This window comes from Dysgonomonas sp. 521, assembly GCF_010501055.1.
Taxonomy (GTDB): Bacteria; Bacteroidota; Bacteroidia; order Bacteroidales; family Dysgonomonadaceae; genus Dysgonomonas.
On the sequence record NZ_QVMO01000046.1, the window covers coordinates 69182 to 85862 of the forward strand.

General features: G+C 39.4%; 14 protein-coding genes and 1 pseudogene. 6 read left to right on the forward strand and 9 right to left on the reverse strand.

The features are described 5' to 3' along the window. Position 1 precedes the first annotated feature (1 nt). Genes D0T84_RS13565 through D0T84_RS13575 form a run of 3 tightly spaced genes read right to left on the reverse strand, consistent with a single transcriptional unit; the run spans position 2 to position 2275 of the window. On the reverse strand, positions 2 to 1003 hold the full coding sequence (locus tag D0T84_RS13565; RefSeq protein WP_163308400.1) for a M28 family metallopeptidase: 1002 nt from the start codon (positions 1001 to 1003) through the stop codon (positions 2 to 4). A 2-nt stretch (positions 1004 to 1005) separates the two neighbouring features. Beyond that, entirely contained in the window at positions 1006 to 1422 is a 417-nt protein-coding gene (locus D0T84_RS13570) for a DUF1634 domain-containing protein (protein ID WP_163308401.1), read from the reverse strand. Positions 1423 to 1426: 4 nt separating this feature from the next. Beyond that, positions 1427 to 2275, reverse strand: a complete 849-nt coding sequence (locus D0T84_RS13575) for a sulfite exporter TauE/SafE family protein (protein WP_163308402.1) — start codon at positions 2273 to 2275, stop codon at positions 1427 to 1429. Between the two features lie 191 nt (positions 2276 to 2466). Between D0T84_RS13575 and D0T84_RS13580 the strand changes: the two genes are divergently transcribed. Further along, positions 2467 to 2955 carry a glutathione peroxidase gene (locus D0T84_RS13580; RefSeq protein WP_370525506.1) on the forward strand — a complete coding sequence of 163 codons (489 nt, stop codon included), beginning with the start codon at positions 2467 to 2469 and terminating at the stop codon, positions 2953 to 2955. A gap of 491 nt (positions 2956 to 3446) precedes the next feature. Here the strand turns inward: D0T84_RS13580 and D0T84_RS13585 are convergent, their stop codons facing one another. The 5 genes from D0T84_RS13585 to folB form a co-directional block, all read right to left on the reverse strand. After that, a complete protein-coding gene (locus tag D0T84_RS13585; protein WP_163308404.1) occupies positions 3447 to 3839 on the reverse strand; it encodes a hypothetical protein in 393 nt (130 codons plus the stop codon). 36 nt (positions 3840 to 3875) lie between these two features. Beyond that, positions 3876 to 6419, reverse strand: a complete 2544-nt coding sequence (locus D0T84_RS13590; RefSeq protein ID WP_163308405.1) for a T9SS type A sorting domain-containing protein — start codon at positions 6417 to 6419, stop codon at positions 3876 to 3878. Positions 6420 to 6643: 224 nt separating this feature from the next. Beyond that, complete coding sequence (locus D0T84_RS13595; RefSeq protein WP_163308406.1) at positions 6644 to 8164, reverse strand: DUF4301 family protein; 1521 nt, start codon at positions 8162 to 8164, stop codon at positions 6644 to 6646. A 52-nt stretch (positions 8165 to 8216) separates the two neighbouring features. Beyond that, positions 8217 to 8744, reverse strand: coding sequence for an RNA methyltransferase (locus D0T84_RS13600; RefSeq protein ID WP_163308407.1), 528 nt, complete (start codon positions 8742 to 8744; stop codon positions 8217 to 8219). Between the two features lie 3 nt (positions 8745 to 8747). Beyond that, entirely contained in the window at positions 8748 to 9101 is a 354-nt protein-coding gene (folB, locus tag D0T84_RS13605; RefSeq protein WP_163308408.1) for a dihydroneopterin aldolase, read from the reverse strand. 99 nt (positions 9102 to 9200) lie between these two features. On the opposite strand from folB, the gene D0T84_RS13610 reads away from it, so the two are divergent. The 5 genes from D0T84_RS13610 to D0T84_RS13630 all read left to right on the forward strand — a co-directional run bounded on the left by D0T84_RS13610 (position 9201) and on the right by D0T84_RS13630 (position 15744). Further along, positions 9201 to 9605 carry a polymer-forming cytoskeletal protein gene (locus D0T84_RS13610; RefSeq protein WP_185155743.1) on the forward strand — a complete coding sequence of 135 codons (405 nt, stop codon included), beginning with the start codon at positions 9201 to 9203 and terminating at the stop codon, positions 9603 to 9605. 145 nt (positions 9606 to 9750) lie between these two features. Beyond that, on the forward strand, positions 9751 to 11523 hold the full coding sequence (locus tag D0T84_RS13615) for an aminopeptidase P family protein (protein ID WP_163308409.1): 1773 nt from the start codon (positions 9751 to 9753) through the stop codon (positions 11521 to 11523). Further along, complete coding sequence (locus D0T84_RS13620) at positions 11513 to 12928, forward strand: TlpA family protein disulfide reductase (RefSeq protein WP_163308410.1); 1416 nt, start codon at positions 11513 to 11515, stop codon at positions 12926 to 12928. Before D0T84_RS13615 ends, D0T84_RS13620 begins: the two co-directional genes overlap by 11 nt. A 783-nt stretch (positions 12929 to 13711) precedes the next feature. Further along, positions 13712 to 14236 (forward strand): gamma carbonic anhydrase family protein, encoded by a 525-nt coding sequence (locus D0T84_RS13625; protein WP_163308411.1) that lies wholly within the window; start codon positions 13712 to 13714, stop codon positions 14234 to 14236. Between the two features lie 878 nt (positions 14237 to 15114). Continuing rightward, complete coding sequence (locus D0T84_RS13630; protein ID WP_163308412.1) at positions 15115 to 15744, forward strand: NAD(P)H-dependent oxidoreductase; 630 nt, start codon at positions 15115 to 15117, stop codon at positions 15742 to 15744. An 840-nt stretch (positions 15745 to 16584) separates the two neighbouring features. On the opposite strand, the pseudogene D0T84_RS23310 reads toward D0T84_RS13630, so the two are convergent. After that, positions 16585 to 16681, reverse strand: a pseudogene (locus tag D0T84_RS23310) (hypothetical protein); the annotation flags it as partial.

Here is a 16681-nt window from a genome sequence, read left to right on the forward strand (position 1 = left end):
CCTAATAGGTTTTTGCGTTAGCTAAATTCCAAAGATTAAGATAAGCAGATTTAGTGATATAGACAAGTTTATCCCAATTTATTTTGTCGGCATGGTCACCCGGCTGATGGTAGTCGGGATGCCCATCGGTATGGTACCATATTACAGGTATATCCCTTTTGGCAAACGAAGCGTTGTCACTGCCTCCGATTGGTTTATCCCAAGGCCTGTAGTCAGGTTCGAGTTGTAAGTTATAAGTAATAATATCACTCTTTAGCCAATCGCCAAATACAGGATAAGCCTCCGTATAGAAATAAACGACATGCTTTGGTCGGGATTCGTCATTGTTCCTTCCAATCATATCAAAGTTCAGATAACCTTTTATCTGCGATACAAAAGGACATGTTTGCATAAAGTTTTCAGAACCCAGCAGACCAAGTTCTTCTCCATCCCAAAAGGCAAAAATGATGGTTCTTCCGGGTTTCTCTCCGCTTAAAAGAAACGCCTTTGCAATCTGCAAAACAGCAGAAACACCGGAAGCATTATCGTCCGCCCCATTATATATTTTATCCCCGTCCAAAGCTTCGTCCATACCTAAATGGTCGTAATGCGCGCCGACAATAATATAGTCTTCTTTGTTCCTGCCTTCAATACAGCCTAAGATATTGCGCATCCGCAATTTGCGAAAGGCAGGTAAATTCTTATATTTAGCAATAGAGTCAGGATGCACCGAGTAACGGACTCTCTTTTGCCTCTCAGGGCTATAAGCTTCGAAAGGTTGAAAATAAGAGTTCTCATTCAATGGTTTGAGCCCCATATCCTGCAAGACTGATCTTATATATTCTCCGGCAATTCGTCCCCCTTGTCTTCCCGCTTCCCGCCCTTCGATAGCATCACTTGCTAAAAAGCCGATATAAGCTTGTGCGCTTTCCTTGTTTATTGTCGCTAAGCCTTTTTCTTTAGCAGACTGAGAAAAAGAGAATATGGGCAAAGAAATTAGATATAACAATATAATCTTCCTCATAATCAATGTAATCCTAGAAGCATATTAGCAACGATAATGGATAATACGATCAGCGTTATTACCACATACATATAATCCCTTTCGATAAGGAAGCCTATTACAGAAAATGCCACACGGAGTATAGGAGTCGCTATAAGGACACAAACACCTAATTGTATAATTGCGGCACCATCAAAGGACAATACACGGGGTATAATCGTGGATAACTCGCGCAGATAATGATCTACCCCCGGAAACGGCAAATCGTCAGGAATAGGCTTATAATGATCGATAGAGAGGCCTTGATTCTGGAATAAATACACAGCCCCCCCGAATAATGTAATACCACAGGCCAATATAACTCCATAACGCAATAATCTGCCAATAAGAAGCTCCATATCCCTTTCTGCCCAGAACTCTTTAGAAAAAATATTCTTCATCTTATTATAGTTTACCGGTTATACCATTGTATATCATAGACACAGCCAGAAAGAAAATGACGACACTGAACAGTAGCCGCAGCTTGCGGACATTTGTTTTCGGTAAAATCTTCGAGCCAAAAAACGCACCCAGTAATACGCCTACAACGATAGGCATCGCCAAACCGGGATCGATATATCCACGCTGGAAGTAGATAACCGCACTGGCAGCAGCAGTGACGCCCACCATAAAGTTACTGGTGGTAGTAGATACCTTAAATGGAATCTTCATAGCCGTATCCATCGCAAGCACTTTCAGCGCTCCCGAACCGATCCCCAGCAGGCCGGACAAAACTCCGGCCACAGTCATCAGGGAATATCCGCCGACAACATTGTGTACATTATATTTTTCCACAGTACCTTCTTTTGTCGGATACGAACCGTTTAGTTTCAGTGTTACTCCCAGTTTATCTCCGGGGGCAGCATAATCAAAATTGTCTTCTTTTTTTGTGATAGACCGGACAGCGGAAAAAATAAGTACTATACCCAGAATAATGGCTATATACATTTTATCCAGATACATAGCCACAATAGCACCGATTACAGCGCCGGTAGTAGTCGCTATTTCGAGAAACATACCAATACGTACATTGGTTATACCCTCCTTGATATAAGCAGCTGCCGCACCTGAAGATGTAGCGATAGAAGTAACCAAGGCCGCCCCCACTGCATAGCGTATATCAACACCAAAGCCAAGGGTCAATAAGGGTATGACTATAACCCCTCCGCCAAGGCCGGTCAACGAACCGATAAATCCGGCAAAGCATGCTCCAAAGAACAGTACTAAAGAAAAAATTTCTAAACTAAGCTCCATTTTATTCTGTTTTAGAGATGTAAAGATAGTCTTTTTGAGACTAATAAATATTTAAGATACGAAACAATACAGCATTTTACTTACACTAAACAATCTTTGATATTGATTGTTTATATAACAGATTACAATAAAAACGGACGCAAATGAAACAAATTATTTCAACAATTCTATTCAGTATAATTTCAATAACTATGTTAGGGCAAACATCATTGTATGACTTCAAGGTTAAAGATATCGATGGTAAAGATTTCGATATGGCCAGCCTGAAAGGGAAAAAAGTATTGGTAGTCAATGTAGCTTCTAAATGTGGATTAACGCCTCAATATGAGAAACTGCAACAACTATATGAGAAGTATAAAAATCAGGATTTCATTGTTATAGGATTCCCCGCTAACAACTTTAATGGGCAGGAACCGGGTACGAATGAGGACATAAAAACATTCTGCGTATTAAATTACGATGTTACATTTCCCATGATGAGTAAAATAGATGTTGTAGGAAAAGATAAAGCGCCCATCTATAAATGGCTTACAGAAAAGTCACAAAATGGGAAAATAGATGCGGAGGTGCAATGGAACTTCCAAAAATTTATGATCGATGAAAACGGGCATCTGATTGATTTCGTTCCACCACGCGAAGACCCGTTCTCTGAAAAGATCGTAAAATGGATTGAACAGTAAGTAACTGTTTAAATTTTATACGAATATTTTATTATACCTTTTTCTTCGTTCATTTTTAGTCTGTTTTCGGCTGTTTTTTCCTTTCTCTCAACTCAACCAACGGTCACAGGAGCGAAGCGTATGTAAATAGCCCGCTATTATCGTTTCGAGGAAGAACCAACGGTCACAGGAGCGAAGCGTATGTAAATAAGCATCTCTAAAACATCTCTAAAAATTGGAACGAATAAAATTTAAATAGTTACTAAACAGCAGGTGAATTTATTTCAAAGTTTTACGCACTCAATGAATATATATATAACGATCTATATATAAATAAATTAATGCAAAAACATAAAGATTCAAGTCTTTAAGAATTGAATATTTTAAACAATTAGAATAAGAGTACAGAATAAAAAGATTGTAAGCAAACAAAATCACACAAAATAAAACAACAAAGCAAGAGATATAATATTATATCTCCTACTTTGTGTGTATTTTCTTTATTGTATTTCTTACAGATTGCTTTTTCTCTTGGAGGTAGTCACACCTCTATATACAAAATATATAACCAGAGCTAGCAGGGCGACAGGGAATGTAACATCACCGATAGGAGCATCAGCATCTCCTACATCTATAGGTGCTGATGAATCTGATGAAGGTAAGATTAAATCATCCCATTCAGTATTAGCAGTACGCCCCAATCTCATTGATGTTGTTGCCATTGCCGAATACTTTGTATCAGAGCCTATACCTAAATTCTCTATTCTTGAGAGAGTCGCAGCAGAAGGAGACTCACTGGAGATAACCGGCGTATCCATATCAGATGCAGCCATAGCAGAGGTTGTAGGCACAGCCAACCCAAAGCAAGCCATTAAAAATACAAATATCAATAGTTTTGTTCTCATTTGTTCTATTTTTCGTAGGTCTGTGTCTATTCTTATTTAGTTTTGTAAGTTTACAAATTTCGATGTAAAGTTTCTCTTACCGGATATTTTCACAACATATGTACCCAGACTCAACGGTTTCAAATATTCCATTGACGGATAGTTATTCACTTTCGTTCTTCCGACAAGCCTACCTTGCATATCATAAACATATACATCACTGTTTACATCATTTTCATTCAGTCCCGAAATATGCAATACTGAAGTATTATAATAACAGGTTATCGGATTTTCTTCTTTCACTATATCATCATCAGTTTCATAGAAACGAAGAATAAAACGATTTTCCCCACTTAATTCTTTTAAATCAGACGGACCTGAAGAAAATTCATAAACATAATCCGGAGTCAGTTTAACCGTTTTATTATTTTCATATCTGTCGATCAACCAAACATTAGGCACAGATGTCATATTTTCCAGATTATAGAAATTCAACTTCATATTCTGCTGGGTAGTCGGAGGCGTAACATATAAAGCTAATTCCTTAACATTCAAAGGAACGCCATTCCCCAGCATACTTGTTCCATCTGTTGATTTTGTATAGATATAACTTGAGCCCTCTTCCGGATACGCCCTGTCTTTCTCACTCGGCACAGCTATCGATTCCGTAAGATTCTTAGTAGTATCAAAAATATCATTTTTCGCCAGCTTAGAATCTTCACGCAATATAACAGCCGTCCTGTCTGTGCTTTTCGCTACAGAACTTTCAACTTCGACTACAAAGAAGTCAGAAAAAAGACTGGTATCATTACTTTTCAGAAACCTTGTCTCCCCAAATGTTCTTAAGCTAGGCTTCAACACCATTTCAAAATCTTTGTTTGCCTGCAAAACAAACATCTGCATTGGTGCAATTAAATATGTTCTGGGATCTGTAAGTCCTAAAGTATTAGTAAGCGTAGAACCATCAGTACTTACCAAATCATAATTAACAGTCATATGAAACATATTATCAGCACTTGAGTAGTTTATTAATGCTTCATTTATGACCCAATACTTAGAACGTAAAACTTTTTGATTAGTGTAATTCCTCAATGAGGTCAGCACACCTGTACCAAAGTACGCTCCTACATCAAGATTATTTGTAGCATTAAGAGCAGGAACTAACGGTTTAGTACTATTCGGTTCATATCCTAACAAAGGATTCAAACTTATCGGAGCCATAAAAGGATTCCCCAAGAAGTTAAGTCCATTAACCACGCTAACAGTAACATCACCTATAGAGAATTTTTCATTCGGCATATATTTAATTTCGTCTCTTCCTTCGTTAGCAGCAAATTCATTACCACCCTTACCTAAAGTCCAACCTGGAACTTTTACACCTTTTACCAGATCATCAGAATCATCGGCAGCATAACGACTAAACCCTTTCATATAGTTAGTTGAGGCATAATTAACAACACCTCCTTCATTAAAATATTCTCTCATCAGACGGCGGTTAAACTCAAAACCTCCTCTTGCTCTATTTACTGCCAATATTTTAAGGTCATCCCACCTTTCATCTATCCTAGTATCACTCTCATTTGAAACTTCCATGCTCATAAAATACCCCTTTCCGGCCAGCATTTTATTAAATGGATCGGCGATAGTTCCTTTATTTGAGTGCAAACTCCACTGGTTTGGTTCCATATATGTATGGTAAAACAGGTAGTCGGCAGCCATTTCTTTAAATGGCGGAGTAAATCCTGTCAGATAATTCTTACCTTCACTATTACGCAAAGTATTTGAACTGCTCGCAGCCTCATGATTAGCTTTAAACGTACCATCATCATTTGTAGCGCCTTCACCTTTATATTTATACATATTAAGGTTTACCTGACTATAACCCGCCTCATCAGTCCCAGACTCTACACCGTCAATCATAGCATGCGCCATATTTATCTTCCGGTTATCATTAGCAGCAACATAACCACCTTCAATAACAAGACGGTTTGTACCAAGCGTGTTAGTAGAAAGAGTTGTACCATTAACAGTTGGAGCATTCGCACTTAAAGCTGATGACTTCAGTGCTCCTACTTTATTAATTTTTACAGCGACAGAAGGATCTAAAGCGACATATCCCACAGTTCTGGGATTAAATGTTGCAGTATAAGTGGTAGTTGTCAACCATTTCTCAATACGCAATACAGGGAAATTAATATACTTAGAAGCTTTCAGCGCTTCATTAAAAACCTTAGCTCCAATTGTTTGCTTATTATCTATACCGATAAAAGCAACAACACCGGCATCAGCACCTGTATATGTATCCTGATCAAAAAGATTCGGCAGATCTGTATCAGCAGTAGTTTTCGCATTAACGAAATCCCCAGTTAACTCAGTACGCCCTACCTGAACTATACCTGAACCATCGGCAAACTCAGCTGAACCTTTAACGTACAAAGTTGTGGATTGTGATTTAGAACCATCGACATCATCTCCTGTTCCGTTCCGATACTTAACATGCATCTTACCTTTTGAGTAAAACACTACGTCCGTAGGAGCTATCTGCCCTTTCATCAGCAAAGGCAAAAAAAGTAGCGTAAATAATACTAATCGAAGTTTCATTATTGTAGTTTTATAAAAGTCAGTAAAAATCAATCTTTTATGTTAAAGCTGTCCAGATAAAAAACAATAGACAGCAATTGCTTTTAAACCTATTGTCGAGCAAAGATAATTCTTTTTTTTTAATTAAAAAGTCTTCATCACTATTTTTTTTATACAGCTTTAAATATACAATATTATATCTTGTAATTTTAAGTTAAATTCTCACATAAATACTTAAAACGCTGTTACAGATGACATGTACGCAGTAGGTCATTTATAGTTTTTACCGGATTAAATGTTTCGATAGGAACCTCTACAAATACAGTATTCCAATCAGACATCGCCCCATTCCACAGCCCCGGAAGTTCGAGCGCCTTCAATTCCCTGCCACTTTTTGATTTGACCGAAATAAATCCTGTATTAGCATCTACATAATCCTTTAAATTAAAAGGACGCCCTCTGTAATCTTTTATACCACAAACCAAATCCACCGGATTAAAATGGGTTCCCTGCCGAAACATGGCTTGCTTAACCGGATCTGACATATCAATCTGTGAACTCTCCAATATCTGTAGCGAGACGGTACCATCCGCATTCACTGTCAGGAATGGCCCTCCACCCGGCTCTCCTACATTGCGCACCATACCGCAAACACGGCAGGGACGGTCGAGTTTACGTTTGAGGTAAAGCACCAGTTCGGCATCTTCCAATAGTTTTGTGTCAGGATTCTTTATATTCAGTTCGTTTTGGAGGAAATAAAGTATTTCCATCAATTCATCGTGGGTATATTTCCCGCTATCCAGAAGTTTCAGGTAATCAAACACTTTCTTCTGCACATCAACCAGTACGCCGGCTAATATCTTTTTATATTTAGTCTCTGTTTCTTTATATTTATCCGGTATCGCGTTATCTATATTTTTCACAAATACAATATCCGCGTCCAGATCATTCAGGTTTTCGATCAGAGCGCCATGCCCGCCCGGACGGAACAGCAATTTGCCATTCTCCCTGAACGGCTCATTATTTGCATCCGCAGCAATAGTGTCCGTACTTGGCTTTTGCTCACTGAAAGTCACATCATATTTTACATGCAGATTGTCTTCGAATGCAGGCTTCTTATCTTCAATCAGGCTCTCAAACAAAGGCCTGTGCTCGGGAGATACAGTGAAGTGGATATTCACCTCGTCTTTTTCATTCTTAGCATACAGGTAGCCTTCCATCAAATGCTCCTCTACAGGCGTACGGGAGGTATCGCCATATTTATGAAACTTCAATAAGCCCTTGGGCAGATTACCATAATCGAGCCCTTTAGGTTTCAGTAAATTCTCAACAACAGACTTATAGTTGCCTTCTTCCAGCAACGCCTCTATACTTTTACCGTTATTCTTTAAACATACGGCATCTAAATCCTGATAAAACGCGAACTTTTGGATTTCATCGAAAAACTTTTTTTCAAAATCGGATGTAGGTATATTATAAGGTGCATCTAAAAATTCAAATAAATCCTTAAACATCCTGCTGGCTGCACCCGAGGCCGGAACAAATTTCACAATCCTCTTGTTCGGCGAAGCCTTATACATATCCCAATCGTCAAGATATTCTTTTTCTTCTTCGTCGGAAACGACCTTGATCCCCTTCTCTACAGACGCGGCAGACACAATTTCGAGATAAGGGAATCCTTTCTTAAAATTATCCAATTGTTTAAACAACTGCCCTTCGGTTATCCCCTTTTCGGCCAGGTAGTTTTTATCTGTTTCACTTATCATAGATATGCTATTTATACTTCTTAATGCAAAACTAGAAAAAATATCGGTAATGTCACTTCAATTGCCTCGAAAATTCCCATATAATTATTCCCGCAGCCACAGAGACGTTAAGCGAATGCTTTGTCCCATACTGGGGTATCTCTACACAGCGATCGCACATATCCACTATCTTCTGCTGAACTCCTTTCACCTCATTACCCAGGATAACTGCATATTTCTTTGTCGCGTCCAGATACAAGTCATCCAGCATAATACTATCTTCGGCCTGTTCTACTGCACATATAATATATCCCTGGCTTTTCAGCTGCGACACGGCCTGCTCCGTATCTTCAAAATACGACCATTCCACCGAGTTTTCCGCACCTAAGGCAGTCTTATGTATTTCTACATTCGGCGGGGTTGCGGTTATCCCGCACAGATATACGGCATCTACCAGAAAAGCATCCGATGTACGGAAGACAGAGCCTATATTATTCAGGCTCCTTACATTATCCAGTACTACAACCAGAGGTGTTTTCGTTTTTTCTTTAAACTCTTCAACGGATAGCCTGTTCAGCTCCGTTATCTTCTTTACTCTCATCAATCAATCGGTTAAGACTACACTGGCGTAATCAATCTGGGCACCCATCGGTGGATTGCGCTTCGACAACTTCACTTCTATATGCTCAATCGAGGTAAATTCACGCCTGAGACTTTGTATAATGCGGTATGCTACATTTTCCAGCAACCGGGACGGGATTGCCATCTGCTTCTTTACCTCTTCATAAACAGCCGCATAGCTGATGGTATCATCCAATATATCAGATTGGGCGGCGACAGCCAAATCTACCTCAATTTTTAAATTAACTACAAATTCATTACCCACTTTCGCTTCCTGAGGCAATACCCCGTGATAAGCATAAAACACCATATTTTCGAGTAAAATAAAACTTTTCATAAAGAGTTAAAAATAAAACGGCACAAAGCTAAGTTTTTTATTTATATTTGTTGGTCAATGAGCACACAAATATATAAAACCTAGCAAAAACATGAAATTATGATTATGGGCAGATCGAAAGAAAACACGAATTACACGACATCGTCAGGTATGCACAACGTACTTGCTTCAGGAACGAAACTACAGGGTGAAATAACTTCGGAGGAAGACTTCCGTATAGACGGCACGATAGAAGGCAACATCCAGTGCCGCGGGAAAATCATTGTTGGCCAGAGTGGTTCTATAAAGGGCAACATCAATTGTGCGAATATCGATTTATTCGGGTTGGTTAACGGAAACATTGTTTGTTCCGAAACTGTTACATTAAAAGCCAGTTCGCATCTGATAGGCGAGATCAAAACCCGTATAATAGAAATTGAACCCGGAGCTAACTTTGAAGGAACTTGTTCTATGCTGAACAAGAACAGTCCCATCCCTGTAGCCACCAGTTCTTCGGAAGAGTAAAAAACAGCAGATAGGATTTTATGACATATTCAGAGCCTGTAATAGAAATTTTCGCTAAAATTTAAACAGGCTCTTAGTAAAATCCTACAGTTGTTCTGCTTACGGAATAACAAAAAGGTCTGTGACCTTACCAAAATAATAATGTATGAATATAAATAAAAGACTGACCGCATTACGTGGATTTATGGAAGAAAAAGGGCTTCACGCCTTTATTATTCCCAGTACCGACTCCCATCTGAGCGAATACCCTGCCTCACACTGGGCTTCGCGCGAATGGATAAGCGGATTCACGGGCTCTGCAGGGACTGTAGTTGTTACCCGCGAAAAAGCCGGATTATGGACAGACTCGCGTTACTTCCTGCAAGCAGCGAATGAACTGCGCGACACAGAGATAGAACTCTTTAAAGACGGGCTACCAACTACCCCAAATATAGAGGAGTGGCTGACAAGCGAATTGGGCAAAGGCGAATATGTGGGAATAGACGGGAATGTATATGCAGCAAAAGAGGCATTTAACCTGACCCATAAATTAAATATGAAAGGGTTGCACCTGATAAGCGACTATGACCCATTCCAAAATATCTGGCACGACAGGCCAGAGATACCTGCAAACCCGATATTTGTACTTCCCGAAAAATATACGGGAGAACCCGCGCATAAGAAAATCAGACGCATTTGCGACAGTATCGGACGAAACGGTGCAGAATCCTTATTGGTAGCTTCATTAGATACCATAGCCTGGATTTTCAACATCAGGGGCAACGATGTAAAATGTAATCCGGTGGCAGTCAGCTATGCTTACATTTCGCCGAAAGAAACAGTCTTATTTATCAATCCAAAAAAATTAACGGCAGAAACAGCCGCTTACCTGAAAGCTGAAGGTGTGACAATAGCCGAATATGATAAAATATTCGACTATGTATCGAAACTAAATACATCTGTCTGCCTCGATGCCAGCAAGGTTACATTCAAGCTATACAATGCTATACCGGGCGAATGCCGGATTGTAGACACTCTATCTCCTGCCGACATGATGAAGAGCATCAAGAATGAGACCGAACTGCAAGGCTTCCGCAACGCCATGGAGCGTGACGGGGTAGCGTTGGTACGTTTCCTGATGTGGCTCGAAAAGGCCGTACCGGAAGGTAATGTGACCGAAATAATGATCCCTGAAAAACTGGTAGAGTACAGAAGCAAGCAGGAAAACTTTGTAGGCGAAAGCTTTGATACCATTTCCGGTTACGGGCCAAACGGAGCCATCGTACACTATCATGTAACCGAAGGCAGTTCTTTGCCTGTGAAGCCGGAAGGATTTCTCCTGGTAGACTCCGGAGCGCAATATTTTGACGGTACAACGGACATTACACGCACCATTGCCGTAGGGCCGCTCACCGAGCAGATGAAAAAAGATTATACAATGGTGCTGAAAGGGCATATCGATCTGGCCACTGTTATCTTTCCACAAGGAACCAGAGGCAGCCAACTGGACATTCTGGCACGGAAAGCCTTATGGGACGAAGGGATGAACTACCTGCACGGGACAGGCCACGGTATCGGCCATTTCCTGAACGTGCACGAAGGGCCACAAAGCATCAGGATGAATGAGAACCCGACAACGCTGCAACCGGGAATGGTAACATCCAATGAGCCAGGAATCTACAGAGCCGAAAAATACGGAATCCGTATCGAAAACCTGATCCGGACGCGTCACGAGACAACAACGGAGTTCGGCGATTTCTACTCGTTCGAAACGCTCACACTTTGCCCTATAGATACAACACCTATAGTAAAAGAGATGCTGACAGAGAAAGAAATCACATGGTTTAATGAATATCACAAATTTGTATATGATCGCCTTTCCCCTCTATTGAGTGAAAGCGAAAAACAATGGTTAAAAGAAAAGACACATGAAATTTAAAACAGTTGTAATACTATTGAGCCTCCTATTCGCATTCGGAATGGAGGCTCAAAACATTAAGGATTCCGGAAGCGGTTTTAATCTGGAAGTAAATTATCCCGGACAGGACGGTAAAAAAATGTATTTCGGACAATACTGGAGGGGAGCCACTTATGCGCGCGACTCTGTGATAGTATCTTCCGGGAAGGCCATTTTCTCGTCTAAACAAAAATATCCGGAGGGCCAGTATTTCCTGTATATCGCGCCCGATATCAGAACGGATATCCTTATTGGCAACGAACAAAGCAACATACAGATAAACATCAACAAAGACAACTACCTGAGGAGCACTATATCAGGAAGTAACGATTCCAAGCTTTTGTGGGACTATTTAAATAAAATTGCCGATAATGACAATATAAGGGAAACACTGGAAGACCAACTGTCGGACCCGAACATTACTCCTCAAAAAAGAGCCAGTCTCGAAAAAGAGCTTGCCAGAGAGAACGAAATATCCCAGATGTATGTGGAAACTTTGATAAAAGACAATAAAAACAACTGGTTTGGTGCATTCCTCAAAGGAATAACCCCTGTAACCCTGCCCTACCCTACTCCTAAAAACGACAAGGAGTTTACTGAAAATAAGAACTATGGCAAGGCGCATTATTTTGACAATATAGACCTTACCGATCCGCGCCTGTGGCGGACTAACTATATGGCAAGCTATGTGGACGCCTACCTGCGCCAGTGGGTAGACCCTACCCCCGACTCCTTAGCTATTGCAGCAAGCAAGCTGGTTGCTAAAACAAAAAGCAACGAAGCTTGTTTTAAAGAAATGCTGTCTTATCTGATAAATACAAGCACCACCAGCAACAGGATGGGCGACGAAAACATTTGGGCAAAGCTTTGCGAAGAATATATTTTCGGTAAAAAACTGAATTGGATAGACAGTACGCAAATGTCGGGATTACAGTTTATGTATGAGCATATCAAGAACAACCGTATAGGGATGAAAGCCCGCAACCTGATGCTCACAACGATGGATGGCAAAACATTCTATACTAACGACATAAAGGCCGATTACCTTATGTTGTACTTTTACGGACACGATTGTCATTATTGTATAGAAGAAACACCCCGCCTGCATAACGAACTGTATGCGAAGTACAAGGACAAAGGGCTGCAAGTAGTGGCAATAGATATAAAAGGCGAAGATAGAAATGAATGGGAAAAGTTTATCAAAGACAACAAAATGACCGACTGGATAAATGCCTTTGACGCGAAAAACAGATCCCAGTTCTGGCTATACTTCGACACTTCATATATCCCTGCGGTATTTGTATTGGATAAGGATAAAAAGATAGTCGCTAAAAAAATAGATTCGAAAGGGCTGGAGCAGTTTTTCGATTTTTATATAAATAAGTAGTATTTATGCTAATCAAGGGTTAAATGTGCCGTTAGGCACATCATATTGGTAGAAACATGAATGAAATTCGTTTTTTTGTGCCGTCAGGTACAAAATGTGAATTGTTCTGTAGATATTGCGTACCTGACGGCACGCAATTAACCGGTTAAAGCTTCTTTCTACCAACATTCAGTCCCTAAAGGGACAAAGAACAGCACATTTAACCCTTGATTCGCATTATTTATTGCAACATAATTCGCGTTTCTGTCATGCTGACGACAGGAAGCACCTCTTGTCAGTTCCGCGTTTAAGGAGCGAGATCTTTCGTGCCTCAGGATGACAAGGAGAATGTTGCATTAATTATTATTGATTACTTAGTTCCTATGTTTGTATTTGAATTACGGCGATAGCAAATATGCATAAGCCCACGAGTATTATTATATTTGAGTTTGATTATAATAACATAATAATATTTAGAGCTTATGCAAGAACAAATTAACAAATTAAGTTTCAAAGGACAAAACTATTTAAATTTTATTCGTTCAAATTTTTAGAGATGTTTTAGAGATGATTATTTACATACGCTTCGCTCCTGTGACCGCTGGTTGAGTTGAGTGAAAGGAAAAAACATCCTAAAACAGGCTAAAAATGAACGAAGAAAAAGGTATAATAAAATATTCGTATAAAAATTAAAGAACAAACAATAATTAATATAATGTTCATGGATAGCGTAGTGGCGTATTGCATACGCCACTACAGTTGAATTGACAAACAATGTCCACAAGCTAAAAAAGAACAACAATAATGGCATTAATAAAGGAAGTCAGAGGTTTTACACCCGAGATTGGAGAGAATACCTATATGGCCGAAAACGCGACAATTATCGGCGATGTAGTAATAGGTAAAGATTGCAGTATATGGTTTAATACCGTACTGCGTGGCGATGTGAATTCGATACGCATCGGAAACAGGGTAAATATACAGGATGGCAGTGTACTGCACACTCTATATCAAAAATCAGTGGTGGAGATAGGAGACGATGTCTCTATAGGGCACAATGTGGTGGTGCATGGGGCAAAGATAGAAAACGGAGCGCTGATAGGGATGGGCGCTATCATTCTCGACTATGCTGTGATAGGAGAAGGCGCTATCGTCGCGGCTGGCTCTGTTGTCCTCAGCGGCACACAGGTAGAACCGGGCAGCATTTATGCAGGCGTACCCGCTAAGTTTGTAAAGAAAGTAGACCCTGATCAGGCTAAAGAGATGAACCAGAAGATAGCGAAGAATTATCTGATGTATTCGGGCTGGTTCAAAGAAGATGAAGAGTAATCTGGAATTTCAAGATTATTAGAAGTTGTTTGAATTATATTGCCTGCCTGCTTTGAGCTGTTTTAAGATAGATTTTTAGTCTTTTTATCGCAGGTTTAGCGGGCTAAACCAAGAGAAAAAGGTTAAAAAGATGCTTAAAAGAGCCAAACAGAGGCTGGCAAAGGTGATTAAAAACTTATTTTTATTTGTTCCGGTATAATTCAAACAGCTTCTTAGTAACTGTTAGGAAATTTCTCGTTCTGATTTTTAGAATTGTTTTTGAGATAATTTTTACTTCCGCGAAGCGATAGTAGCGGGCTACTTGAGCTGAGTGAAAGAGAAAATTAACCGAAAACAAGCTAAAAATGAACGAAGAACTCTAGATCTTTTTCATACGAAAACCAATTCGGGAAATTTCCTAACAGTTACTTAGATCGTGCAAATATTGAAGTCATCTTGACTTTTCATATTTAATAGAGTTTATATTCAATAAAAGAGAAAGATGCATATTTTTAGGAGTTTTTGTTGCCACGACTTTCAAGTCGTGGATAATAATACAGACAGGAAACGACTTTAGTCAAAACATTTTGGCTAAAGCCATCATCTGATTAGACTTTTATCCTCCAGCTAAAGCAGGAGGCAATTAAATTACACAGAATAAACCATATATAATCTTATTGAATATAAACTCTAATAGTCATATATGATATGAATATCCTCTTTGTCATTGACTACACTTCGTCCCGTCGTTGTTTCTGGACGGGGCGAAGAATCTCTTGTGAAACGAGATGCTTCCTATCGTCAGCATGACAAGATGAAAGAAAAATAAAAAATCAAGATAACTTCATTATAAAATTAGCAGATTTTCAAATTATCGGATTGATTAAAACAGATTATATATGAATTTAATAGAAGACCTGAACTGGCGTCACGCCTGTAAAGGGATGAACGGGAACAAAATCCCACAACAAACTGTTGAAAAGATACTGGAATCTATCAACCTCACTCCTACTTCGTTAGGATTGCAGGCCTATAAAGTACTGGTAATAGAAAACGAGGAACTGAAACAAAGGATATATAATGAAGCATGCCAGCAACAGCCGGTAACAGGGTGTTCACACCTCTTGGTCTTCGCTTCATATACACAAATCACGGATGAATATCTGGACGAATATTTTGAACTGATAAGCAGGAAACGTAATCCGGGTAAAGAATGGTGCGACAAGTACAGGAAAAAGATAGAATTTTTCAGGGAAAAGAATTACAATGATATGGAAGGCTGGCTCGCAAAGCAAACCTATATTGCGTTAGGGGTAGCATGCACCGTTGCAGCGAACGAACGTATAGATACCGTACCGGTCGAAGGGTTCGATAAGGAAGCGCTGAATAGTATACTCAACCTGCCGGAACAGGGTCTGTCAGCTACTTTCATACTGCCGCTGGGATATAAAGACCCTAATCTGGACTGGATGAATAAGCAGCCTAAAGTAAGAAAGGATTTACAGGATTTGGTAGAGGTTATCAAGTAATCTTGTTTCCGTAAATTTATCTTATTAATGGGAATCAAGGGTTAAATGTGCTGTTTTTTTGTCCCTTTAGGGACTGAATGTTGGTAGAAAGAAGCTTTAACCGGTTAATTGTGTGCCGTCAGGTACGCAATATCTACAGAACAATTCACATTTTGTACCTGACGGCACAAAAAAACGAATTTCATTCATGCTTCTACCAATATGATGTGCCTAACGGCACATTTAACCCTTGATTGGCATTATTATAAGAGTAGCCTGATGCAGATCAGGATAATAAGGTGACAATAATAATTTATAAAAAGAGTCACTTTTGTCACTTTTTCAATAAAAGGGAATGACCGAGAAGGAAGAAAGCAATCTGGTAAACATAGCCATTGGAATAATAATGATTATTCTGAATTCAGTATGGTTATATTACAGTTCCGAACGGTTTTATTGCCAGAATTTCGGGTGTGGCATCCTGTATAATTTTCTTATTCCAAACTGGATATTGATGATTAATATTATTTGCGCACTCATTGGGATCATCTTCGCAGCAAAGCTAATAAGGAAGAGAATAAGTGCATGGACAGCAATTCCCATCAATTTAGGATTGTTCTGTTGCTGTATTTTGATTGAATGCTTAGTAACTCAATAGGACTATAAATTAAATAATTAGTCTCTCCTTACGAATATAAAAGTTTCCAAATAGTTTTCATTTCGCCAGCATTTTCATCAGTAGAAAACTATTTGCATTTGGTTGGCAGCATTTATTATATAGCCAAGAAATGAGATTCTTCATCCATTTCTTGAGATTCCAGGCTGTGGCACTTAGAAGAGCATTGATTTGGACATACCTCTCCCCACAGAGATAATTTTCATGCATTCTGAAGTCTGATTTGAGATGTGCGTTAACCGGTTCTATTGCTGCCCTGCGTCTAAACTTCCTCCGCTTTTT